This is a genomic window from Martinezella lusitana (assembly GCF_016901135.1).
In the GTDB taxonomy this organism is placed as follows: Bacteria; Pseudomonadota; Alphaproteobacteria; order Rhizobiales; family Rhizobiaceae; genus Rhizobium; species Rhizobium lusitanum_D.
On sequence record NZ_JAFEVL010000045.1, the window covers coordinates 566,121 to 588,773 of the forward strand.

Here is a 22,653-nt window from a genome sequence, read left to right on the forward strand (position 1 = left end):
TATATAATCCACGCGTGCATCAGTGTCACCCCCGGAAACAATGGGCGACAGAGCTCTATGCCAGGAATTGAATGTTACAATCTATGGCAGGCTTGGTGTCACGCGCGATGACATCGGCGCGCGTCGGCGCGCCTGATCGCCCTCCAAACACCTCGCATTTCATTGCGGCGGCTATGGACGAGAACCGGATGGCTTCTGCGGGCATTTTGCCTTCGGCTATCGCGAGGGCGAAGGCGCCGTGGAAGATGTCGCCGGCAGCCAGCGTGTCGACGGCCTTTATGGGAATTGTCGGGCTGTGCCGGATCCCATCACTGTGGTCGTCGAACCAGAAGCTGCCGGCTGCACCTGCCGTCACGCAGATGAAGGAACGGCTGAACTTCTGTTTCAATAGGTCAACCATTTCGGCGACATCTTCGGTTCCGGTGAGGCGCTGCGCGGCAGGCTCGGAGAAGACCACATGTGTCGCCTCAGGCGCTAGCTGCTCGATGATCCCATCGGGTGCGACATCGCCGTCGAGGATGGCCGGTTTTCCAAGGCCTCTTGCCGTTTGCAGGACCTTCAGCGCCAGTGCCGGCCAGCGGACGTCGACGAGCACGGCATCGAAAGCGGCGATGTCTTCGGGCGTGAAGGCTTTCGTGGTGTGGTGCAGGTTCGGATCGTAAAAGGGAACGATCAGTCTTTCGCCGTCGTCGTCCACCAGGATGGTCGAGACGGCAGAGCGGGCGCCTTCGACGCGCAGCATGCCTTCGGTGATGATGCCGGCGCCACCCAGTTCGCGAATGATCCGCTCACCGGTATCGTCATTCCCAACCGCCCCCCAAAGGCTTGCCTTGCCGCCAAGGCGCGCGACTGCATAGGCCGCACTCGAGGCCATGCCTTCGGCAATCTGCAGCATGTCATAGGGCAGGACCTTGCCCTGGCCCGATGGCAGCGTTCGGACTCGAAAGAGTGTGTCGAGAACGGCAGCGCCGACGCAGAGGACATGCCTTGGGGCGCCTGCCGGCGGATAGAAAACAGACGACGATGTCAAAGCCGCTTTCCGCTTGCCTTGTCGAAGAGATGCGCGCTGGCCTGATCGATGGCGATATCGATCCTGTCGCCGAAGCGGATGTTCAGCCGCTCCCGGAACAGGCAGGAGATTTCCTCGCCGCCGCAATCGAGCTTGGCGTAGATTTCTGATCCCGTGCCCTCGACGATGCCGACCCGTCCCGAGATGCCATTCGTCGCCACACGGATATGTTCGGGCCGGATGCCGTAGACAAGCGGGCGGCCGCCATATTGTGCGATGGGAGATCCTTCCGGCAATGGCAGGATAAGGCCCTTCTCGCTGCGGAAGACACCCTCTTCGATCCTGCCGTCGATGAAGTTCATCGATGGCGAGCCGATGAAGCCGGCGACGAACAGGTTGGCGGGGCGATCATAGAGGTCGAGCGGCGCACCGACCTGCTCGATGAGGCCGCCGTGAAGCACGACGATCTTGTCGGCCATGGTCATCGCCTCAACCTGATCATGCGTCACGTAGATCGTCGTCGTGCCGACCCGCTGATGCATGGATTTGATCTCGCCGCGCATCTGCACACGCAGCTTGGCGTCGAGGTTGGAAAGCGGCTCGTCGAACAGGAAGACCTGCGGATCGCGCACCAGCGCCCGGCCCATGGCGACGCGCTGGCGCTGGCCGCCTGAAAGCTGGCGGGGAAGCCGGTCGAGCAGGTTTTCCAGGCCGAGAATGGCGGCGGCCTTCGCGACTTTTGCCGTGATCTCGGCCGCGCCTGCCTTTTTCAGCTTCAGTGCGAAGCCCATGTTTTCGGCGACCGTCATATGCGGATAGAGCGCATAGTTCTGGAAGACCATCGCAATGTCGCGGTCGCGCGCCGGCAGATGGCTGACCTCGCGCTTGCCGATGCGGATTTCGCCGTCGCTGACCTCTTCCAGGCCGGCGATCATGCGCAGCAAGGTGGATTTCCCGCATCCAGACGGGCCGACGAGGACGACGAATTCGCCGTCGGCGATATCGACGCTGATATCGTGGATGACCTTCACCTGGCCGAAGCGCTTCTGGATGCTCTGGATGTTTACGGGTGCCATGGATGTGATCCTGTCGGAAAGAGGAGGTGCGTCATTTGACGGCGCCGGCAGTCAGGCCCGCGATGATCTGCCGTTGCGCAAACATGGTCAGGACGAGGACCGGCAGCGTCACGATCAGGGCGGCAGCTGCAAGCGGTCCCCAGCTCACCTGCTCGAAGGAGAGCATGTTGTAGACGGCGACCGGCAGCGTCCGGGTCTCACGGCTGGCAAGCACGATGCCGAAGACGAAGTTGTTCCAGGAGAAGATGACTGAGAGAATGAAGGCGACGACGATACCGGGCCGCGCGATCGGCAGGGCGACCAGGCGAAAGACCTGCCAAGGAGTGGCACCATCGATGCTTGCGGCCTCCTCCAATTCCATCGGGGTCGTCTCGAAATAGCCGATCATGATCCAGACGACGATCGGGACGGTGACGACGAGATGAATGATGATCTGCGGCCAGAGTGTTCCCAATAGATTGAGCCATTGGAACAGCAGAAACAGAGGGATGAGGAAGGAGAGGCCCGGCGTCATGCGGGCGATCATGATGACGATTGCCGACTTTTCCGCCTTCAATCGCGCGATGCCGTAGCCTGCCGGCACACCGATGATAAGTGCGAGCAGAGTGGCCGCACCCGTTACCAATATGGAGTTCCAGAAATAGAGGAAGAAGTTATTTTCCTGGAAGACCTGGACGTAGTTCGACCAGGCGAAACGGTCCGGAATGAGGATCGGCGGATAGGCGCCGCTGTCGATCTCGTATTTCAGCGACAGCGAGATCATCCAAAGGAAGAACAGGACGACCGGCGAGACCATGACCAGGGCCACGAAGAGCAGGCCGAGGCGGTTGAGTGTCGAGCGCTTCATGTCAATGCCCCTCCGCGTCGGTCCATCGCGTGCGCTGGCGCATCATGAGAAGCATGAAGGAAAGCGCGACGATGACGATGAAGAACACCACTGCCATGGCCGAGCCATAACCGATGTCGTAATAGGCAAAAGCGGTGTTGTAGAGATAGATGTTGATGGTCTCGGACGCCGTTCCCGGTCCGCCCTGAGTCATTGCATAGATAATATCGAAGCTCTTGATCGCGTCGATGCCGCGGATGATGACGGCGATCATCAGGAAGGGCGCGATCATCGGCAGCGTCAGGTAACGGAATTTCTGCCAGACATTGGCGCCATCGATCTCGGCGCTCTCATAGGGTTCGCGCGGCACGGAGGCGAGACCCCCGAGCACGATCAGCATGACCAGCGGTGTCCATTGCCAGACCTCGACCAGAACGAGCGAGGGGATGACGCTGACCTGATTGTAGATCCATTCCTGCGGTCCAATGCCGACGAGGGATAGCATGTAGTTGAGCACGCCGAGCTGCGGATGGAACATCATGGTCCAGACGAGCGCCACCGCGACCGGCGTCGCCATCATCGGCATAACGAAGACGCCGCGCAGGAAGCCGCGCAGCGGAAAATTCGTATCGAAGATGAGGGCTGCCAGCGTTCCGAATATCAGCGGAGCGACGACGGATAGCACTGTATAGAGAACCGTATGCCAGAGCGATTCCCAGAAGCGGAGATCGGTTGCCAGCCGGACGTAGTTGTCCAAGCCAATGAAACTCTGCGATTGGCCGAGCGTCCATTTGTTCACGCTCATCCACAGGGTGAAAACCCAGGGAAAGACGATGACGGCTGCAATCACGATCAGCGCGGGAACGACGAATGGCCAGTAATTGGGAGCAAGCCTTCTCGGCTTGCTCCTCTCCTTTGCCGTGGTCGCCCTGGGATCTTCAATGCTCACGGAGGCCATTATCCCTCGCTTCGCGCCAGCACCGGTTCGAACTGCGCCGTCGCCGTCTTCAGTTCGCTTGCCGGGTCGGCGCCGCCGATCATGTTGGTCAGTGCAACGCCGTAGATGTCACGGAACTCGGTGACCGGAATGATGACGGGCAAAGCGAGCTGCGATACCTTGGCGGAGCCGGCTACGGCGTCCAGCCAGGCGCCAGGCATCTTGACGCCCTCGCGAACCTTCTGATCCTCGAGAATGGACTGGCGGAACGGAACGCCGGCGCCGGCTTGCAGCAGGCGCGCGCCCATGTCGTGGGAGATCGCCCATTGGCAGAAGAGGTAGGCGGCTTCCTTCTTCTGGCTGGCAGCGGTTACGCCGATACCGTCGCCGGTGGTCGCTGCGGCCTGCGCGTTCGGTCCCTTCGGCATGACGCCGTAGCCGACCTGGCCGACCACGCGGGACTTTTCCGGATTTTCGATCGGCGGCGCGAAGCCGACGCCATCGAGCCACATGCCGATCTTGCCCTGCAGGAAGGCCGACTGCGCTTCGGCCCAGTTGAAGCCGGAAACGCCGGGAGGAGCCGATTTTGTCATCAGGCGCTGATAGAGCGTTGCGGCATCCACCGCTCCCTGCGATGTCGTCTGCAACTTGCCGTCGGCCGATAGCGGCGTTGCGCCGTAGCCGAGCATGAAGGTCGTCCAGACCGGGGCATTGGCATTCTTCAGGCCGCGGGCGACGAAGCCGTAGGTGTTGCTGGACTTGTCGGTCAGCGCCTCGGCGGCCTTGGCCATGTCTTCGAAGGTTTCTGGATAGGCAAGGCCCTTCTTTTCGAACAGGGACTTGTTCCAATAGACGATCCAGTAATCCACCGAGAGAGGCAGGGAGCGCATGACGCCAGCGGGGTCCTTGGCGAATTTCAGGCCGGCCTCGGCAAAATCGCTTTCCGTCAGTGACGGATCGGTCAGGGACGGATCCTTCAGGAAACCGCTGATATCGGCAAGCCAGCCTCCCTTTTCGAACTGACGCTTCTGGACGTGATAGCTCAGATGGACGACGTCGAAGCTCGGCTTGCCCGTGCTGAGTTCGATCGTCGTCTTCTGGCGCTGCTGCTGTTCCGGCGTCGCTTCCGCGTTGACCTTAATCCCCGTCAGCGCTTCGAACTCGTTCAGATATTTGAGGATCGTGTCGCTGCGCGGGCTCTTGATCAGGTTGACTTCGAGCGTCGTGCCGGAAAAGCGCTTCCAGTCGACGGCCGCCGATGCGGAACGCACGCCCAGAAGGCTTGTTGCTCCGAGCGCTGCCGTGCCGGCCATAAAGCCGCGACGCGTCGGATTGAAAAATGACGATGACATCCTATTCCTCCTCCGTTGGCCGGAAATCTCCTCATTTGCGGCCTTGTTTATTCAAATCTTCAATGCGCGATCCCGTGCTCCGTTGATGTGGGAGGCGAGAGCGGCAACCGCCTCCTCGGCCGATCGTCGCTGGATCGCTTCGAGCACTTTCAGATGCTCGTTCATCACGGGTCCGACATGTCCGTTGATGCGGAACCTGTCCTGGCTGATCAGGCGCATCTTGATGGAATTGACCCGGTACGCATTCGAAATGATGGTATTGCCAAGCGCGTCGATGAAGGCGTCGTGCATGCCCCAATCCACCGATTGCGCGTGAAGCTCGAGCTCCGGCGAGTTGTCGCCGGCCCGGATGGCGTCGGCGATGTCGCGGTGTTCCTTCATAAGCTTCGCAATCGTATCGTCTGAAGCCGAATAGGTAAAAAGCGCTACCGCTTCCTTCTCCAGGAAGATGCGAAGCTGGAAGGCTTCGCGGATCAGGTCGAGATCGATATGGGCGATCTGCAATCCGCGCTGCGGTACCGTCTTGATCAACCCTTCCGCCTCCAGCCGAGGGATGAGTTCGCGGATCGCTCCAAGCGTCAGTCCCGTCAGCTCGACGAGCCTTCGCTGCGAGATGAACTGGCCCGGCCGAACGTCGCGCGCCAGCAGATGGCGCGTGAAGCTCTCATAGGCCTTCTCTCTCAACGTCGGCTGTTCGCCAGTTCCATCCATCCGCAGCTCCGGGCAATTGGGTTAGGCAGCCTTGGCGCGGAACAACGCGTCGAAGGCAGCAAAGAGCTTGTCACAATCGTCCTTGCTCATTGGCACAAGCGGCGGGCGCACGGCAAGCCAGCTTTCCTCATTCGTCAAGCGGGCGAGGATTGCCTTGATGGACGGGATGACGGGATAGCGCAGCAGTTCCTCCACGAAACGTTCGACATTGGCATCATCGACACCTTGTTCAGCCATGGCCTGCACTTCGCGGGGAAGCAGGTTCGCCATGCCGGAGATGGCGCCTTGTCCACCGAGGCGCACCCCGCGTGCCAGATGCCGTTCGTCGCCGATCAAGATGATGAGGTCACCATGCGTCTTCAACAGCGCTTCGGTATAGGGCCAGTCGCCGGAGGAATCCTTGACGCCGACGACGACATCCGGAAAGGCGGCGCGCAGACGGCCGACGAGAGAAACAGAGAGCGGCACCATCGTTACGGAAGGGATATTGTAGACGATCACGTCGCGCGCATGCGCGCCGAGCAGGGTGAAGACGGCCGCGAACCATTTGAAAAGCCCGTCATCGCTGACATTCTTGAAATAGGAGGGCGGCGCGAGAAGGATGTTGCGGACGCCATGCGCAAGCGCCTGCTTTGCCTGCGCGGCGGCATCTTCGGCTGCGTCGACCAAGACACCCATGACGATCTGTGAGGGAGCGATGCCCTCAGCCATCATCGCGGCCAACACCTGCTGGCGCTCCTGCATGCCGATCGATGCGCCTTCGCCCGTAGTGCCGAAAAGAGTGACGCTCTTGCAGCCATTGGAAAGGCAGTGCCTGGCCTGCGCGACCACGCCCGAAGCGGCAATCTCGCCATCGGCGTCAAAGGGTGTTGCCAAGGCGGCCGACAGGCCAAAACTCTCTCTCATCCGATCCTCCCGATCTTGTGCGATCAGGCGTATCATGCTGACATGTTAGTTGTAAAGCGGAGTTTCGTTCAGTTGGTCATGACTGAGTTTCACTTTGTGGAGAAGCATGCCAATACCAGCGCCGGCCATACGAATTCGGCCAGGGATTTCGGCGATCCGACTTTTAAGCAGTAAGAGGCGCGTTGGAATGTAAGGTTTCCCGCGCCTGCCGCGATGCAGCTAGTGCGCTACTTCTGAATAGGCACGTAGTCGAGCCCGCCGTCGATCAGCGATGGTCTGCCATCGAGGAAGAGCTCGCCAATGCGCGGCGCCGAGCGGGCGATCACCTTGCCGCCCTTGATGACGGCCAGACGATTGGGCTTCAGGCGCAGCGCCTCCACCGTGTCGACCGCCTGCAGCACCACGAGATCGGCGTTACAGCCCTTTTCCAGCCCGTAGCCTTCGAGGCCGAGCGTTTTGGCGGAATTGACAGTCAGCGCGTCGAAGATCTTCTTCTTGTCCTCGATGCCGGCCATTTGAGCGACATGGATCGCCATGTGGCCGACTTCGAGCATGTCGCCCGAGCCCATCGAATACCAGGGGTCCATCACGCAATCATGGCCGAAGGAAACGTTGAGGCCGGCGTCCATCAGTTCGCGCACGCGCGTCATCCCGCGGCGCTTCGGATAGCTATCGTGCCGGCCCTGCAGCATGATGTTGATCAGCGGGTTGGGGATGACGTTGATCTTCGCTTCCGCCATCAGCGGGATGAGCTTGGAGACGTAGTAATTGTCCATCGAATGCATCGAGGTCAGATGCGAGCCGGCGACCCGGCCCTGCAGACCAAAACGGATGGTTTCGGCCGCCAGCGTTTCGATATGACGCGACATGGGATCGTCGGTTTCGTCGCAATGCATGTCGACGGGAAGGCCGCGATCGGCGGCAATCCTGCAAAGCGCTTCGACCGAGGCCTTGCCTTCATCCATGGTGCGCTCGAAATGCGGGATGCCGCCGACGATGTCGACGCCCATATCAAGGGCGCGTGAGAGGGAGGCAACACCGTCCCTGGCGCGATAATAGCCATCCTGCGGGAAGGCGACGAGCTGCAGGTCGATATAGGGCTTCACCTTCTCCTTGACTTCGAGCAGCGCCTCGGCCGTTACCAGCTTCGGGTCGGAGGTATCGACATGGCTGCGGATGAAGAGCAGACCTTGCGTAACGGCAAGATCGCAATAGCGCAGCGCGCGCTCGACGAGCTCTTCCTTCGTGACGATCGGGCGCAACTCTCCCCAGAGTGCTATGCCTTCCAGAAGCGTGCCTGACACGTTCATACGCGGCAGGCCGAGCGACAGGGTCGCATCCATATGGAAGTGCGGATCAATGAAGGGCGGGCTCACCAGCCGATTGGTCGCATCGATCTCATCCTTCGCCTCGGCGGCAATCGAGGCTTCGTTGGCGGCGATCTTGCCATCCTTGATCGCGATATCGATGCTTTTGCGGCCGTCAGGCAGATTGGCGCTGCGAATGATCAGGTCGAACATGAAAACTCCTCGGTTTATCTTTCGCCACGGCGGTAGGGCTGCATCAGTGCCTGCGGCACGCGGGCGCGCCGGCTCATGACGGCGAGCGCAACGATGGACAGGATGTAGGGTGTCATCAAAAAGATCTGATAGGGCACGCCTTGCACAGCGGTCTGCAGGCGTAGCTGGAAGGCATCGAAGAAGGCGAAAAGCAGCGCTCCAAACAGCGCTCGACCCGGCCGCCAGGACGAAAAGACGACGAGCGCGATGCAAATCCAGCCGCGGCCCTGCACCATGGTCGGAAAGAAGCTGTTGAAAGCGGAAAGTGTGAGGAATGCTCCGCCCATTCCCATCAAGGCGCTGCCGGCAATGACGGCGCCGTAGCGAACTTTCATCGGGTTGACACCCTGGGCTTCGGCGGCATGCGGATTTTCGCCTGTCATACGGATCGCAAGCCCGATCGGCATGCGGAAGATGATGTAGGCCATGACGAGCGCCACGAGGATCGCAAGATAGGTCGGCGCGGTCTGCGTGAAAAGGGCAGGGCCGATGAAGGGCATGGTGGAAAGCCCCGGAATGGCGATCGGCTGGAAGGGTATGATGGTCGGCGGCGTCCCGGCGACCGGCACGATCAGCCGGAAGACATAATAGCTGAAGCTGGACGCGAAGAGCGTCACGCCAAGGCCGGAAACATGCTGCGACAGGCCGAGCGTTACCGTCAGCGCCGAATGCAGCAGGCCGAAAATGCCGCCGGCGAGCGCAGCAATCAGAAGTCCGGTCCAGAGATCGGCGCCGTGATAGACCGAGAGCCAGCCGATCATCGCGCCGAAGGTCATGATGCCCTCGATGCCGAGATTGAGGACGCCGGCTCGCTCGCATAGAAGCGCTCCAAGCGTGCCGAAGATCAGCGGCGTGGCTATGCGCAGCACGGCGGCCCAGAGCCCGGCGGAAGCGATGATGTCGAACAGCGTGCTCATCGGCGGATCCTGTATTGCGTGAAGAACAGCGCAATCAGCATGGTCAGCAGTGACAAAGCGACCGTGACATCAGCGATATAGGTGGGAATGCCGAGGCTGCGGCTCATCCCATCGGCGCCGACGAACATCATCGCCGTGAAGATTGCGGCCAGCACCACGCCGAGCGGATTGAGATTGGCAAGCATGGCGACGACAATACCGGCATAGCCGAAACCCGGCGACAGATCCGTCGTGACATAGCCCTTGACGCCCAGCACCTCGATTGCGCCGGCAAGGCCCGCAAGGCCGCCCGAAAGGCAGGCGACCTTTACCAGCGTTGATCCAAGCCGGACGCCGGCAAAGACGGCACCCGACGGATTGAGACCGGCGGCACGTGACTGCATGCCGAAGACGGTGCGTGACTGGATGAAATAGACGAGCGCGGCAAGCGCGATGGCGATCGCAAAACCGATATGCAGGCGGGAGCGGGCGATCAGTTTCGGCAGCATGGCATGATCGACGACAGCCTGGGATTGCGGCCAGCCGAAAGCCGTCGGATCCTTCAGCACGCCATCGATCAGCATGGAGACGAAAAGCACGGCGATGAAATTGAGAATGAGGCTGGTAACGACCTCGTCGACGGAAAAGCGAAGTCTCAACCATAGGGGAACGAGGATCAATACCATGCCGGCAGTCGCGCCGATGACCAGAAGCAGCGGGATCAGGATCGGAGCCGGCAGGCCGGCGAGCATTTTCGAGCCGGAGGCTGCGACCGCGATCGCGCCGAAATAGAACTGTCCCTCGGCGCCGATATTCCAAAGCCGGGCTCGAAAGGCGACCGCGGCCGCCAATCCCGTCAGGATCAGCGGCGTGGCGCGTGTCAACGTCTCGGTAGCGGAAAGCCGCGAACCGAAGGCACCCATGAGGATGCGCCAATAGGCTTCGAGAACGGGCGCGCCGGCAATGGCAATGAGTACCCCCGCCAGCGCCAGGGCCGCGACGATCGCCAGCAACGGGGCGAGGACCATCATGTAAAGAGAGCGATGTTCGCGCCGTTCAAACCGCATGGCCGGCCTCGCTCTCGCTTTTCCATTCTCCGGCCATCATCAGCCCCAGCGAGCGTGCATCCGCCTCGTCCGCATCGATGGGCGCTGAAAGTTTGCCGCCGACGATTGCCTGAATACGGTCGGCCAGGGCAATGACTTCATCCAGGTCCTCAGAAATCAGAAGCACGGCCGTGCCCTGCCGGCGTGCCTCCAATATGCGGCCGTGAACGGCCGCCACCGCCCCTTCGTCCAGGCCACGTGCCGGCTGGGCGGCGACAAGGATGCGCGGTCGTTCATATAGATTGCGGCCGAGGATCAGCTTCTGCATGTTGCCGCCGGACAGAAGCCGGGTGCGGCTCGCCGGGCTGCCGCCGCGTACATCGAATGTATCGATGATCTCCTGCGCAAAGGCCATGCCGGCCCTGCGGTCGACCAGCCCGTGCTTCGAGAAAGATGGCAGGCGCTCCAGCACGGCATTTTCCCAGATCGCCATTTCGCCGATCGCGCCGTCGCGGTTTCGGTCCTCGGGAATACGCCCGATGCCGGCGCCAATGATCTCGGCCACATCTGGATTATCGATGGGCTCGCCAAAGAGCAGAAGCTCGCCTGATGTGCGGGCCAGCGTGCCGGATAAGATTTGTCCCAGCGCCGCCTGGCCATTGCCGGATACGCCGATAATGCCGAGAATCTCGCCGGCGCGCAGGTGGAAACTGATCTTCTTCAATCGCTCGACATCGCCGATCTTCACGGTGATATCGCGTGCCTCCAGCGCGATATCACCCGGCGTGCTCGCTTCTCGGGTTGGCCGAGTGACACGATGGCCGACCATGAGTTCCGCAAGCTCCGCTTTGTTGGTCTCGGTCGCCCGCCGTTCAGCCTCAACCTTGCCGCCACGCAGGACGACGATACGATCGGCCGTCGCCATGACTTCATCGAGCTTATGCGAGATGAAGATCAATGACAGGCCCTGTGTTGCCATCTCCCTTAGGGTCGCGAACAGCCGTTCCGTTTCGATTTGTGTGAGCACTGCCGTCGGTTCGTCGAGGATCAGGATACGCGCATCGTTATAAAGCGCCTTCAGGATTTCCACTCGCTGCTGCTCGCCGACCGAGAGGTCACCGAGGCGTGCGTCCGGATCGACCTTCAGGCCAAAGCGCTCGGCAATCGCCATCAGTTTTCTGCGCGCGGCTCCGGTCTGCGATCGCAGGGACCAGAGCGTCTCCGTGCCGGTCATGACGTTTTCGAGCACAGTCAGATTGGGCGCGAGCGAAAAATGCTGGTGCACCATGCCGACACCGGCGCGAATTGCAGCGCGAGGCTTGCCACGCGGCAGCTCGGCGCCGTCGACAAGAATGCGCCCGGTGTCCGGCACATAGTGGCCGAAGAGAATGCTCATCAGTGTCGTCTTGCCGGCACCGTTCTCGCCGAGCAGGGCGACAATCTCGCCTTTGGCGAGCGTTAGCGAGATATTGTCATTGGCAACGGTGCTGCCGAAACGCTTGCTGACACCTTCGATCGTCAGAACAGGCGTGTTCATGCGGCCAGCCCCACGATCGGATGGCGGTGCTGCCAGCGCCCATCGGCTTCAAGCTGCGCCGCAAGCGACAGAAGTAGCGCGTCCTCGCCCATCGGCGCCATGAGCTGGATCGGCAATGGCAGGCCATTGGCATCGGCGCCGAAGGCAAGCGTAATGGCCGGAAAGCCGGAGACGTTGGCAAGCGACGCAAGCGGCGCGAAAGCCGTCATCCGCTCGAGATGCAGGTCGGTGTCGGCATGATCCGTTGGAAAGGAGCCTATCGGCGGGGGTGCCGTAGCCAGCATCGGCATGACGATGACATCGACCTTCTCGAACAGGTCCCACAGTGTGCGGCTCGCTCTTACCGCGCCATTGAGGGCGTTCCAAAGTGCCGTCGCCGGCATGGCGTGTCCGCGCATGATGAAAGCCTGCGTCATTGCCTCTGTCGCCAGAATATCCAGTTTGAGGTCGTCCACCAAGCCAGCGATATTGACGGAAATGATATCGCCGAAGGCGCGGGCGCCGGCTGCGACCGCTTCGTCGACGTCAGTCCAGGCGAGCGGGATAAGCCGGTGCCTCTGCTTTTCGAGGAAGCCTGCGGACGCTTCTACCGCCTCCAGCCTGTCGGCCGCGGTCGGGTAACGCTCGCCGGTATCTGCGAGCAGGCCGATCCGAAGGCGCCCCTTTTCGGCGGTAGGCTCCGCGATGTCGGCGAAGGGTCCCTTCGTGTTGCCGCGCAGGGCAGCGAAGATTCGGGCTGTATCGCGTACCGAACGGGTGACGGCAAGCTCGCTGGCAATGCCGCCGAGATGATTACCGAAAGCGGGGCCGGCAGGCATTGCGCCTCGGGTCGGCTTCAGGCCAACCAAGCCGCAGCACGCGGCCGGCACGCGGATCGATCCGCCCGCGTCCGTGGCATGGGCAATCGCCACGATGCCGGCGGCAACGGCTGCCGCCGCACCGCCGGAGGAGCCGCCTGCGGTGCGGCTCGGATCCAGCGGGTTTCGGCAGATCGGACCGACGGCAGGCTCGGAGGCGAGCGAGAAGCCGAACTCCGGGCTGGTGCTCAGCCCGAACGGGCAGAGGCCCGCGTCGCGAAATCGCCTTGCCAGATCGCTGTCGGCCTCACCACCTTTGCGCTCGAAAAGACGTGAGCCGGCCGTCACCGGCAGCCCCGCAAAGGGGCCGCCGAGATCCTTGGCGATGGTCGGCACGCCCGCGAATGATCGCGCCGCAAAGCGCTCGGGCTGCTCCGACGCTTCTCCATCCATCACTTGCGCGGCCGCAAGACCCATCCCGGCGTCGAGATGGACGATGGCACCGAGGTCCTCATGGACTGCGCAAGCCGCAAGAGAGGCCCGCATGGCGTCCATGCAGGTGAGCTTGCCGGATTTGATGGCGCCGGCGAGGTCCGTGGCGTCGGCCGATGACTGGCTGCTCATGATCGAGCCGAATTACTTCGGCTGATCCATCATCTTCGGCACTTCGAAGGTGCCGGCCTTGATGTCGGTGCGGACCTTCTCCATTGCGGCTTCGGCGTCCGCCGGCGCGACACCCTTGACGTAGACGATATCGCTGCCGCCTTCCTTCATAAGGCCATAGGCCGTGTAGCTGCGGCCGACCGGCTTGCCGGCGGCGGCATCGGCGATGGCAGCGTTGAGAATGGGACGGAAGTACCACATGGCGTTGGCGAAGACCGTATCCGGATAGCGCGGCGTGTAGTCGATGAGCGATCCCACAGATTTGATGTGCCGCTCCTTGGCCGCGTCGGCTGTGCCGATGCGCTCGCCGAAGAGAACGTCGGCGCCGGCATCGATCTGCGCAAGGCCCGCCTCGCGCGCTTTGGGCGGATCGAAGAATGTGCCGATGAAGGAGACCAGATGCTTGCAGTCGGGATTGACCGCCTTGACGCCTGCGGCGAAGGCGTTGATCAGCATATTGACTTCGGGGATCGGGATCGCCCCCACGGAGCCGACGACGTTGGATTTGGTCATCTTGCCTGCCAGCATGCCGGCCAGATAGGCACCGTCATGGTTCCAGGTGCCGAAGACGCCGAAGTTGCTGCCGGCCGCTTCGCCGCTCGACCCGAGCACGAAGGCCGTGTCCGGATAGTCTGCGGCGACCTGGCGCGCTTCCTTCTCCACCGCATAGGCTTCACCGATGATCAGCTTGTTGCCCTGTTCGGCATATTCGCGCATGGCGCGGGGATAATCGGTGCCCGAGACGCCTTCGGAAAAGACGTATTCGATAACACCCTCCTTGGCCGCGTCCTGGAGCGCCTTGTGAAGACAGGAATTCCAGGCGTTTTCGACGGGTGAGGCATGAATGCCGGCCACTTTGAGCGGCGCGGCGGCACGGGCGGCCGGCGCAAGCGCGCTTACCCCAAGCGCGATGCCGGAAGCGATGACGGCACGACGTGACAGTATGATTTCATTGGTCATTTTTCTGATCCCCTGCTTTTTGATCATTTGGTAAAAATCATAGGTGGGGGCTAAAAAAGTGTCAAGCAATCGGCATGCTTAAATAATATGCGCGCGCAACCAGTGCCTTCTTGTCACGATCAGTTTCCGACCCTCTGAAACAGCCGATATCCAGCCGGCGTCCTGGTATCTGATAGGGCGCTTTGGCGCGAGTAGGGTCAGCCGGCCACGCGCCCGATCATGTGGGCAATGGCGGCACGATAGCGAGCTGCATCCCCGGCAAGGGCCGCCCGATCAAATGCGGCCGAAAGGATATCCGCCAATGCATCGACGGGAATACGTGAGCCACTACCTGGGCCGAGCGCGGCTTCTAGGCCATGTTTCAAGGTGAGGGCGGTCGTTTCCTCGTCCAGTTGCTTCATTTCCATAAAGCCGAGCACGGTCGGTCCCTCGATCAGGAGAAGCCTGGTGCGGCCGACAACCCGCATCGCATCGAGATAGGCGTTGCTACCGGCAATCAGCGCGTCGAGCGGCGCAAGGCGCTCCGGGGTGGCCCGCTCTATGTCACGCGTCACCGCAAGGGCTTCCTCCCGCACGACGGCGCGAAACAGCGCGCGCTTGTCTTCGAAATGGTGATAGAGCGCGCCGCGGGTGATGCCGGCCGCGGTGACGATCTCCGGCGTCGATGTTTCGGCATAGCCCTTTTCCACGAAGAGCGTCCGCGCGGCTGCGATCAGCGCCGCTTTGGTCTTCTCGGTTCTTTCCCGATTGGAGCGATAGTCTTGCATGCATGCAGCCTGTATGTTATTTGTGGAAATACAGGCAGACTGTATGTTATTTTATGGGGAGTGGGAAGCATGAAGGTGACGAGCTATTATCCTGTCATCATGACGGAGCGCGTTGAGGAGACCGCAGCCTTCTACATCGAGCATTTCGGTTTCCAGGAAAATTTCGCCAGCGACTGGTATGTGCATCTGCAATCGGCGCAGGACAGTGGGATCAACCTTGCCATTTTGGACGGGCGGCACGAGACGATCCCGGCGGCCGGGCGCGGCCGGGTCGCGGGTCTATTGCTTAATTTCGAAGTGGAAGATGTGGACGCTGTTTATGAGCGCACGCGCGAAGCCGGCCTGCCGATCCTGCTTGCCATTCGCGACGAAGCTTTCGGTCAACGCCATTTCATTACCGCCGATCCGAATGGCGTGCTGATCGACATCATCAAGCCTATACCGCCGAGCGCCGAGTTTGCGGCGCTCTATGCGGATGATGCCTTGCCGAAGGGGGAATAATAGAGGGCAAGCCGTGATCCGTAAAATCTGCTGAAGCAATTCTATCTTTCGTTAACTAGGTCATTTCACTCAATGTTTTCGGTTTTCGTGCAACAAAGCGAAACAAAGGTAGGTGACCCATGCAAGAGCTTCCAGTTTCGTCAAAGATCATTAAATCCGTCTTCTTCCGCCCCGATGACGGGCGCCTTTTCATTCGCTTCAAGAATGGCGAGGAACGCCAGTTCACCGGTGTACCGCAAAAGGCTGTGGCCGCCATGGTGAAGGCGCCTTCGCCCGGCCAGCACTACATCGAGCATATCCGCACGCAGTTCGAACGCGTCGCTTAGGCTTTCCTGCCGGTATCGGCGCTGGAACGATAATGCGTTCGCTGCTTCATGAAAACGGTATTCTCGGCGGGCTTTTCTCAGATGGCAAAGCATGGGCAGGCCGCCTTTTGGCGGCCATTGCTTCGATGGCGCTTTTGCCGACTTTCCGTCAAATCTCGCATTGATAAACGCTGAGTTGCGCTATCTACATCCCTCAATATCGTCTTGCAGGGAGGAAGAGACGTGGTTGATGAGAAGCAGCTTATCTCCAAGATTACCTGGAGGCTCATGCCATTTCTGGGGATCCTCTATCTGATCGCCTACATCGATCGTCAGAATGTCAGCTACGCAAAGCTGGAGATGGTCGGTGACCTGGGGATGAGCGAATATGCCTATGGTCTTGGCGCCTCGCTGTTCTTCATCGGTTATTTCCTGTTCGAGGTCCCGAGCAACCTGCTTCTCGACAGGTTCGGTGCCAGCAAGTGGTTCGCGCGTATCCTCGTGTCCTGGGGGATAGTCACGGTCGCCCTGGCCTATACGCAGAATGCGACCATGTTCTATATTCTGCGCTTCCTGCTCGGCGCCTGCGAAGCGGGCTTCTTTCCCGGCGTGCTCTATCTGCTGACCCTCTGGTATCCTTCGGCCTATCGCGGCACCATGGTCGGCCTATTCATGATCTTCAGCGCATTCGCCAATGCGATCGGTGCGCCTCTCGGCGGCGTCCTGCTGGATCTGAATGGGCTCTATGGCATGGCCGGATGGCAATGGGTCTTCCTCGTCACCGGCATTCCCGCCATCATTGCCGGCATCATCACGTTTTTTTATCTGCCCGATCTGCCTCTGAAGGCTTCGTTTCTGAGCGACGCGGAAAAGACCTGGCTCAAGGACAGGCTTGCGGTGGAAAATTCAGGCATGGAGCAAAACGCCTCCGATGGTTTCCGTGCACTCATCAATCCACGCGTGCTGCTGATGGCGCTTTGCTATGTCGGTTTCCCGCTGGCGGCCTATGGGCTCAGCTACTGGCTGCCGACGATCGTCAAGAATTTCGGCGTCAGCAACACGACGAACGGCTTCCTGAACATCATCCCCTGGCTCCTCGTCGCGGTCGCGCTTTACGCAGTGCCGGCGGCGGCGGATAAGGCGACCTCGAAGACGCCGTTCATCGTCATTCCCGCCCTTGTCGGCGCTGCATGCCTGGTACTGTCAGCCGTGATCCCCGATCATACATTGCAGTTTACCTTCCTGTGCATTGCGGCAGCCGGCATCTTCGCAGGTCAGCCGGTGTTCTGGAGCCTGCCTTCGCGCTTCCTGCAAGGTGCCGGAGCCGCGGCAGGCCTCGCCGCCATCAACTCCGTCGGCAATCTCGGCGGCTTCGTCGCCCAGAACGTCGTCCCCTGGATCAAGGATTCCACCGGAAGCACGATTGCGCCGATGTTCTTCCTTGCCGCCTGCCTGTTTGCAGCGGCTCTATTGGTTCTCGTGATCGGGCGCATGGTGCCAAGCACGCCGAAATCGCACGACCTTGGCAGTCCAGGCGCCGCGCGGGTCAAGTGATCGTAGCGTCTGCTCGTGGAGGCGCTGCTTATCGAACGAGACGGGCGGTCATGGGCCGCCCGCCTCCTTTAAGGTGAGCGAGTTGCCGTCACGGCACTCGAGAGCCGCTCCCCGACAAACGGTCAGGCAAAAGCGTAGGAGCCATCCGGGCGCTTGGGCACGCGCCGCTGCCAATGAATGTAACCCTCTTCCTCCATCGCCTTCTCGTCGATGTCGACACCCCAGCCGGGCCTGTCGGGGCGCAGCGCGAGATAGCCGTCCTTCGGCAGGTAGGGATCGACGACATAACGGGTCTCGCCCTGCCGCTTTTCGATATCGTTGCCGCCATAGACATAGGCTTGCCCCTTCGGCAGCCGGTATTCGAGTATTCTAAAGTTCTGGGCGGCGGCCGAGAAGTGAACATTGACGGCCGTTGCCAGCGGACCCATCGGATTGTGCGGGGCGACGCCGACGAAGTGGGCTTCGGCAAGCGTTGCGATACGCCGCATCTCGCTGATGCCGCCGACGACGCAGATATCGGGCTGAATGAGATCCGCGCCCTTGACCTGCAGCAGGCGCAGGAATTCGTTGCGATTATAGAGCGACTCTCCGGTCGCCAGCACGCAATTGAGCCCCTGCTTCAACTCGCCCCACATCTCGATGTTTTCAGGGCGCAGCGGCTCCTCGTAGAAAAGGGGGTCGTAGGGTGCGAGCGCATTGCCGAGCTGGCGCGCGGCAACCGGCTCGAAGATCTTCGCATGTGCGTCGAAGGCGATTTCGTAATCGTCGCGCACGGTTTCGCGCAGCGAGCGGAAATAGTCGGCGGAAGCCTTGACGACATTGCCCCAGCGGTGGGCATGCATGTCGATGCGCCAGGGGCTCAGCTTGAAGGCGGTAAAGCCCCATTCGGCGTTCAGGCGGTCGAATTCGTCACGCGCTGCCGGCGCATCGGGTGCGGTATAAACGCCGGCATAGACCTTGACGCGATCGCGCACGGCGCCGCCGAGCAGCTTGTAGACGGGGACGTTGAGCGCTTTGGCCGAAAGATCCCAGAGGCAATGATCGAGAGCGGAGATTGCGGCAAGGCCGAGCGCGCCGGGCGGGAACCGGCTTTGCTGGATCAACAGGTTGACGAGATAGTCGATGCGGGTCGGGTCCTGGCCAGCGATGAAGCCGTAGAGATAGTCAAGCAGCGGCGGCAGCGCCTTGTCGGGACCGTGATTGTAGCATTCGCCCCAGCCCGTCAGTCCGTCATCCGTGTCGAGCGCGACGATGACGCGCGGGCGGTCCTTGTCGCGGGTCATGAACACCCGCATGCGGTCGATCTTCATCTCTATTTCCTTCTATCGATGGTTATGGACGCGGCGTGGGAAGAGCCGCAGGTTTGGAAATCTTTGCCATGGTGATCTGATCACGCCGCGCTTCCATTTTTCAGGACCTCCGGCTCGACATAGCGGAAGCGTCCTGAGCGATCCCGATCGCGTGGATCGGGGCGCGGGATGGCCGATATCAGTGCCTGCGTATAGGCGTGTTCCGGGGCGTTGCAGACCTTCTCGGCATCACCGACTTCGACCAGACGCCCCTTGTACATCACGCCGACGCGGTCGCACATGTAACGGATGACACCGATGTCATGGCTGATGAAGATATAGGCGAGGCCGAGCTCGTCCTGCAGCCGCATCAGAAGATCGAGCACCTGCGAACGGACGGAGACGTCGAGCGCCGACGTCGCCTCGTCGGCGACGATGATGCGGGGATTGAGAGTGATGGCGCGGGCAATGCCGATGCGCTGGCGCTGGCCGCCAGAGAAGGCATGCGGATAACGCTCGCGCGTCTTCGGGTCGAGGCCGACCTGTTCCATCAGGTGGCAGACGCGCTCCTCGAGCGCCCGGCCGCGGGCAACGCCGTTGACGAGCAACGGCTCGCCGATGATCTGCGAAACGGTCATGCGCGGATTGAGCGAGCCAAACGGATCCTGGAAGACCATGCGCAATTCGCGGCGCGCAGCCGCAAGCGCGGATCCCCTGGCGGTTGCCAGATCGACGATGCCGCCGTCGACACGGCGATAGAGGATCTCTCCGGCGCTGGGGTCGATGAGGCGCATGATCGAGCGGCCCATGGTGGTCTTGCCGGATCCGCTCTCGCCAACGATCCCGAGCGTTTCGCGTGGTAGAAGCGATATCGAGACGTCGCTCAGGGCGCGGACTTCGCCGAAGGCCATCGATACGTTGCGCAGTTCGAGAATGGGGGCCACTGTCCGGTCGAGCGGCGGGCGCGCCAGGCGGATCTCGGCCTTGTCCTCGAGCTTCAAGACGGAGCCGATCAGCATGCGTGTATAGTCGTCCTTGGGCGCATGGAAGATCTGCTCGACCGGGCCGTACTCCCTAACGAGGCCGTTGTGCATGACGAGCACGTCATCGGCGATCTGGGCCACGACGCCCATGTCATGGGTGATGAACAGCACCGCCATGCCGTAGGCCTTCTGCAAGCGTGCGATCAGGTCGAGTATCTCGGCCTGCGTCGTCACGTCGAGCGCAGTTGTGGGCTCGTCGGCGATCAGAAGCTGAGGCTTGCAGGCAAGCGCCATGGCGATCATCGCACGCTGGCGCATGCCGCCCGAATATTGAAAGGCGTAGCGGTCGACGGCTTTTTCCGGGGAGGGGATTTCCACCTGCTTCAGCAGCGAGATCGCTTCGGCACGTGCTTCCGCCTTGCTCATCCTGGTATGAAGACGAAGCGCTTCCATGATCTGGTCGCCGACCGTATGCACCGGCGAGAGTGAGGCCATCGGCTCCTGGAAGATCATGGCGATATCGCGCCCGCGGATCGCCCTGATCTGGCGGCCGCGTGGATTGAGTTTGACGAGATCGATGGAGCTGCCGTTCGCCGCATTCAGAACGATCGAGCCGCCGCTGATGCGCCCCGGTGCGTCGACGATCTGCAGGATCGAGCGTGCCGTCACCGATTTGCCCGACCCGCTCTCGCCGACGACGCAAAGCGTCTTCCCGGGCTCGATGGCAAAGGAGAGATTGTCGACCGCGCGGAAGGTGCCGTTGCGCAAGGGGAAGTCGACGGTCAGATTCTTCACCTGCAATAGCGGGCGGGTGGTGGCCATCGAAACGATATCGGTCATGCCCGCCTCATTTGTTGTAGGGATCGGCTGCATCGCGCAGGCCATCGCCGAGAAGGTTCAACGCCATGACGGCGATGACGACGGCGACACCAGGCAGGAACAGCCATGGTGCCGTGGCGATCGATCGGATGTTCTGCGCTTCGCGCAGCAGCACCCCCCAGGAGATGGTCGGTGGCTGCAGGCCGAGCCCCAGGAAGGAGAGGGATGTTTCGGCGAGGATCATCGCCGGCACGGCAAGCGTGATGGAAGCGATGATGTGGCTGGCGAAACTCGGCAGCATATGGCGGAAAATGATGCGTCCTTCGCTGGCGCCGTCCAGCCTGGCGGCTGCCACGAATTCTTCCGTGCGCAGCGACAGGAAGCGGCCGCGCACCACGCGGGCAAGCTGTGCCCAGCCCGTCAACGACAGGATGATGGTGATCATCATATATTGAAGAGCGGCCGGCCAGCCCTGCGGCAGTGCGGCCGCCATGGCGAGCCAGATCGGGATTGTCGGCAGCGACAGGACGAAGTCGATCAGGCGCTGGATGAAGAAATCGAGCTTGCCGCCGTAATAGCCTGAGATGCCACCGAGAACGATACCGAGCAGCAGTGAGAAGAAGACGCCGACAAGCCCGATCGACAGCGAGATCTGGGCGCCCTGTATGGTACGGCTGAAGACGTCGCGCCCGAGCCGGTCTGCCCCGAACAGAAGGAGGGGCGTCGATTTGTCGGAGGATGCCAGCAGGTGGATGTTGGTCGTAAAGAGGCCCAGCACCGAATAGTCGTAGCCGCGTCCGAACAGGCTAATGGAGACCCGCTTGGTCGTATCCTCCTTGAAGATCGCCGCCAGCGTTTCCGGATCGCGGGTAAGCTTCAGCGGGTAGTAATGCAGGCCGATGGAGAAGCCGTTGTCGGTGTCGATGAAATGCACCCTCTGCGGCGGATGGAAGGTTGCCCGCGCATTCTGCAGAGTGGGATCGTTGATGGCGAAGAACCCTGGAACGAGGGCGACGATGTACATCAATACGGTGACGATGAGGGCGACCATGGCGAGCCGGTGGCGGCGGAATGCCCACCAGATCAGCTGCCATTGCGAGGCCACCGCAGCGCGATCGGGGCGCAGGTTTGTGACGGCGATGTCGGCCATGGGCTGCTCCTATTCCAACCGTATGCGGGGATCGACGAGGGCAAGCAGGATGTCGCTGATGAGCGAGCCGACCAGCGTCAATGCGCAGATCAGGAGCACGAAGGCGCCGGCCAGATACATGTCCTGTGCCATCAGGGCCTGTAGCAGCAGAGGTGCTGCGGTCGGCAGGTTGAGGACGATCGCCACGACCACCGAGCCGGAAATGAGGTTGGGCAGCAGCCAGGCGATCGTCGAGATGAATGGATTGAGCGCGATGCGCAGTGGGTATTTCACCAGCAGCCTGAACTCCGACAGACCCTTTGCCCGCGCCGTCGTCACATAGGGTTTCGGCAACTCATCGAGCATGTTGGCGCGCATGACGCGGATAAGGCTTGCCGTCGAGGAGACGGCGAGAATGATGACGGGCAGCCAGAGATGCGACAACAGGTCCAGCATCTTGGCGATGCTCCAGGGCGCGGTCTCATATTCTGAGGAAAACAGGCCGCCCACATCCTGGCCGAATTCCACGGCGGCGACATACATCAGCACCAGCGCCAGCAGGAAGGACGGGACGGCGAGGCCGAGAAAGGTGAAGGCAGTGAAGACATAATCGCCGATCGAGTATTTCTTGACGGCGGAATAGACGCCGATCGGCAGTGCGATCGCCCAGGTGGCGATCAGGGCTGCGAGTGCAAGGATGAGTGTCAGCGCCATGCGCTCCCAGATGAGACCGGAGACCGGCTGCTGCCATTCGAAGGAAATGCCGAAATCGCCGCGCGAAAGAATGCCCCACATCCATTTGAGATATTGGATGAACATCGGCTGATCGAGGCCGAAGCGTTCGCGCAGTTGCGCCGCCGTATTCTGGTCGACGACCTCGTTGGAAGAGGCGAGCGTTGCGATGTAGGTCGTCACATAATCGCCGGGCGGTAGCTGGATCAGCACGAAGGCGAGGAAGCTGATGGCGAAGAGGGATGGGATCATCCACAACAGGCGTTTTCCGATGAAGACCAGCATGGCTATTTCTCGCA

Annotated in this window: 21 protein-coding genes; 3 read left to right on the forward strand and 18 right to left on the reverse strand. The window is 61.3% G+C overall.

Annotated features, from left to right (window positions below):
• Positions 1-55: 55 nt before the first annotated feature.
• The 14 genes from JTP94_RS18480 to JTP94_RS18545 all read right to left on the reverse strand — a co-directional run bounded on the left by JTP94_RS18480 (position 56) and on the right by JTP94_RS18545 (position 15,042).
• Positions 56-1,030: a sugar kinase gene (locus tag JTP94_RS18480; protein WP_204851919.1), complete on the reverse strand. Its 975-nt coding sequence runs from the start codon at positions 1,028-1,030 to the stop codon at positions 56-58.
• Complete coding sequence (locus JTP94_RS18485) at positions 1,027-2,085, reverse strand: ABC transporter ATP-binding protein (protein WP_204851920.1); 1,059 nt, start codon at positions 2,083-2,085, stop codon at positions 1,027-1,029. The genes JTP94_RS18480 and JTP94_RS18485 overlap by 4 nt, the downstream gene beginning before the upstream one ends.
• 31 nt (positions 2,086-2,116) lie before the next feature.
• Positions 2,117-2,932 carry a carbohydrate ABC transporter permease gene (locus JTP94_RS18490; RefSeq protein WP_204851921.1) on the reverse strand — a complete coding sequence of 272 codons (816 nt, stop codon included), beginning with the start codon at positions 2,930-2,932 and terminating at the stop codon, positions 2,117-2,119.
• 1 nt (position 2,933) lies between these two features.
• Positions 2,934-3,869, reverse strand: coding sequence for a carbohydrate ABC transporter permease (locus JTP94_RS18495; protein WP_204851922.1), 936 nt, complete (start codon positions 3,867-3,869; stop codon positions 2,934-2,936).
• Positions 3,869-5,200: an ABC transporter substrate-binding protein gene (locus tag JTP94_RS18500; RefSeq protein WP_204851923.1), complete on the reverse strand. Its 1,332-nt coding sequence runs from the start codon at positions 5,198-5,200 to the stop codon at positions 3,869-3,871. Before JTP94_RS18500 ends, JTP94_RS18495 begins: the two co-directional genes overlap by 1 nt.
• Positions 5,201-5,251: 51 nt before the next feature.
• Entirely contained in the window at positions 5,252-5,911 is a 660-nt protein-coding gene (locus tag JTP94_RS18505) for a GntR family transcriptional regulator (RefSeq protein WP_034506779.1), read from the reverse strand.
• A gap of 21 nt (positions 5,912-5,932) precedes the next feature.
• Positions 5,933-6,817 carry a dihydrodipicolinate synthase family protein gene (locus JTP94_RS18510; RefSeq protein WP_204851924.1) on the reverse strand — a complete coding sequence of 295 codons (885 nt, stop codon included), beginning with the start codon at positions 6,815-6,817 and terminating at the stop codon, positions 5,933-5,935.
• Positions 6,818-7,044: 227 nt separating this feature from the next.
• Positions 7,045-8,337: an amidohydrolase family protein gene (locus tag JTP94_RS18515; RefSeq protein WP_204851925.1), complete on the reverse strand. Its 1,293-nt coding sequence runs from the start codon at positions 8,335-8,337 to the stop codon at positions 7,045-7,047.
• Between the two features lie 14 nt (positions 8,338-8,351).
• Positions 8,352-9,293 (reverse strand): ABC transporter permease, encoded by a 942-nt coding sequence (locus tag JTP94_RS18520; protein ID WP_204851926.1) that lies wholly within the window; start codon positions 9,291-9,293, stop codon positions 8,352-8,354.
• Complete coding sequence (locus tag JTP94_RS18525; protein ID WP_204851927.1) at positions 9,290-10,339, reverse strand: ABC transporter permease; 1,050 nt, start codon at positions 10,337-10,339, stop codon at positions 9,290-9,292. Before JTP94_RS18525 ends, JTP94_RS18520 begins: the two co-directional genes overlap by 4 nt.
• Positions 10,329-11,855: an ABC transporter ATP-binding protein gene (locus JTP94_RS18530; RefSeq protein ID WP_204851928.1), complete on the reverse strand. Its 1,527-nt coding sequence runs from the start codon at positions 11,853-11,855 to the stop codon at positions 10,329-10,331. Before JTP94_RS18530 ends, JTP94_RS18525 begins: the two co-directional genes overlap by 11 nt.
• Positions 11,852-13,276, reverse strand: coding sequence for an amidase (locus tag JTP94_RS18535; RefSeq protein ID WP_204851929.1), 1,425 nt, complete (start codon positions 13,274-13,276; stop codon positions 11,852-11,854). The genes JTP94_RS18530 and JTP94_RS18535 overlap by 4 nt, the downstream gene beginning before the upstream one ends.
• Positions 13,277-13,288: 12 nt before the next feature.
• The gene (locus JTP94_RS18540; RefSeq protein ID WP_037193134.1) at positions 13,289-14,275 is read right to left on the reverse strand and encodes a BMP family protein; all 987 of its coding nucleotides are present in this window, start codon (positions 14,273-14,275) and stop codon (positions 13,289-13,291) included.
• A gap of 197 nt (positions 14,276-14,472) precedes the next feature.
• On the reverse strand, positions 14,473-15,042 hold the full coding sequence (locus JTP94_RS18545) for a TetR/AcrR family transcriptional regulator (protein ID WP_204851930.1): 570 nt from the start codon (positions 15,040-15,042) through the stop codon (positions 14,473-14,475).
• A gap of 69 nt (positions 15,043-15,111) precedes the next feature.
• Here JTP94_RS18545 and JTP94_RS18550 point away from each other — a divergent pair, with 69 nt between their 5' ends.
• The 3 genes from JTP94_RS18550 (at position 15,112) to JTP94_RS18560 (ending at position 17,402) form a co-directional block, all read left to right on the forward strand.
• The gene (locus JTP94_RS18550) at positions 15,112-15,543 is read left to right on the forward strand and encodes a VOC family protein (RefSeq protein ID WP_204851931.1); all 432 of its coding nucleotides are present in this window, start codon (positions 15,112-15,114) and stop codon (positions 15,541-15,543) included.
• Positions 15,544-15,662: 119 nt separating this feature from the next.
• Positions 15,663-15,869: a KTSC domain-containing protein gene (locus JTP94_RS18555; RefSeq protein ID WP_034506791.1), complete on the forward strand. Its 207-nt coding sequence runs from the start codon at positions 15,663-15,665 to the stop codon at positions 15,867-15,869.
• Positions 15,870-16,091: 222 nt separating this feature from the next.
• Positions 16,092-17,402, forward strand: a complete 1,311-nt coding sequence (locus JTP94_RS18560; protein WP_204851932.1) for an MFS transporter — start codon at positions 16,092-16,094, stop codon at positions 17,400-17,402.
• Between the two features lie 122 nt (positions 17,403-17,524).
• Here JTP94_RS18560 and JTP94_RS18565 read toward each other — a convergent pair whose 3' ends face one another.
• From JTP94_RS18565 to JTP94_RS18580, 4 genes are all read right to left on the reverse strand, one after another.
• Positions 17,525-18,712 carry a mandelate racemase/muconate lactonizing enzyme family protein gene (locus tag JTP94_RS18565; RefSeq protein WP_204851933.1) on the reverse strand — a complete coding sequence of 396 codons (1,188 nt, stop codon included), beginning with the start codon at positions 18,710-18,712 and terminating at the stop codon, positions 17,525-17,527.
• 80 nt (positions 18,713-18,792) lie between these two features.
• On the reverse strand, positions 18,793-20,514 hold the full coding sequence (locus JTP94_RS18570) for an ABC transporter ATP-binding protein (protein WP_204851934.1): 1,722 nt from the start codon (positions 20,512-20,514) through the stop codon (positions 18,793-18,795).
• Between the two features lie 7 nt (positions 20,515-20,521).
• A complete protein-coding gene (locus tag JTP94_RS18575) occupies positions 20,522-21,643 on the reverse strand; it encodes an ABC transporter permease (RefSeq protein WP_204851935.1) in 1,122 nt (373 codons plus the stop codon).
• A 9-nt stretch (positions 21,644-21,652) separates the two neighbouring features.
• A complete protein-coding gene (locus JTP94_RS18580) occupies positions 21,653-22,639 on the reverse strand; it encodes an ABC transporter permease (RefSeq protein WP_204852324.1) in 987 nt (328 codons plus the stop codon).
• Between the last annotated feature and the right edge of the window lie 14 nt (positions 22,640-22,653).

Bases quoted from the DNA above. Each gene is read 5' to 3' on its own strand.
- JTP94_RS18510 (WP_204851924.1), bottom strand. From the start codon at position 6,817: ATGAGAGAGAGTTTTGGCCTGTCGGCCGCCTTGGCAACACCCTTTGAC.
- JTP94_RS18550 (WP_204851931.1), top strand. From the start codon at position 15,112: ATGAAGGTGACGAGCTATTATCCTGTCATCATGACGGAGCGCGTTGAG.
- JTP94_RS18565 (WP_204851933.1), bottom strand. From the start codon at position 18,712: ATGAAGATCGACCGCATGCGGGTGTTCATGACCCGCGACAAGGACCGC.
- JTP94_RS18520 (WP_204851926.1), bottom strand. From the start codon at position 9,293: ATGAGCACGCTGTTCGACATCATCGCTTCCGCCGGGCTCTGGGCCGCC.
- JTP94_RS18540 (WP_037193134.1), bottom strand. From the start codon at position 14,275: ATGACCAATGAAATCATACTGTCACGTCGTGCCGTCATCGCTTCCGGC.
- JTP94_RS18500 (WP_204851923.1), bottom strand. From the start codon at position 5,200: ATGTCATCGTCATTTTTCAATCCGACGCGTCGCGGCTTTATGGCCGGC.
- JTP94_RS18535 (WP_204851929.1), bottom strand. From the start codon at position 13,276: ATGAGCAGCCAGTCATCGGCCGACGCCACGGACCTCGCCGGCGCCATC.
- JTP94_RS18575 (WP_204851935.1), bottom strand. From the start codon at position 21,643: ATGGCCGACATCGCCGTCACAAACCTGCGCCCCGATCGCGCTGCGGTG.
- JTP94_RS18505 (WP_034506779.1), bottom strand. From the start codon at position 5,911: ATGGATGGAACTGGCGAACAGCCGACGTTGAGAGAGAAGGCCTATGAG.
- JTP94_RS18580 (WP_204852324.1), bottom strand. From the start codon at position 22,639: ATGCTGGTCTTCATCGGAAAACGCCTGTTGTGGATGATCCCATCCCTC.
- JTP94_RS18570 (WP_204851934.1), bottom strand. From the start codon at position 20,514: ATGACCGATATCGTTTCGATGGCCACCACCCGCCCGCTATTGCAGGTG.
- JTP94_RS18525 (WP_204851927.1), bottom strand. From the start codon at position 10,339: ATGCGGTTTGAACGGCGCGAACATCGCTCTCTTTACATGATGGTCCTC.
- JTP94_RS18490 (WP_204851921.1), bottom strand. From the start codon at position 2,932: ATGAAGCGCTCGACACTCAACCGCCTCGGCCTGCTCTTCGTGGCCCTG.
- JTP94_RS18515 (WP_204851925.1), bottom strand. From the start codon at position 8,337: ATGTTCGACCTGATCATTCGCAGCGCCAATCTGCCTGACGGCCGCAAA.
- JTP94_RS18530 (WP_204851928.1), bottom strand. From the start codon at position 11,855: ATGAACACGCCTGTTCTGACGATCGAAGGTGTCAGCAAGCGTTTCGGC.
- JTP94_RS18555 (WP_034506791.1), top strand. From the start codon at position 15,663: ATGCAAGAGCTTCCAGTTTCGTCAAAGATCATTAAATCCGTCTTCTTC.
- JTP94_RS18545 (WP_204851930.1), bottom strand. From the start codon at position 15,042: ATGCAAGACTATCGCTCCAATCGGGAAAGAACCGAGAAGACCAAAGCG.
- JTP94_RS18495 (WP_204851922.1), bottom strand. From the start codon at position 3,869: ATGGCCTCCGTGAGCATTGAAGATCCCAGGGCGACCACGGCAAAGGAG.
- JTP94_RS18485 (WP_204851920.1), bottom strand. From the start codon at position 2,085: ATGGCACCCGTAAACATCCAGAGCATCCAGAAGCGCTTCGGCCAGGTG.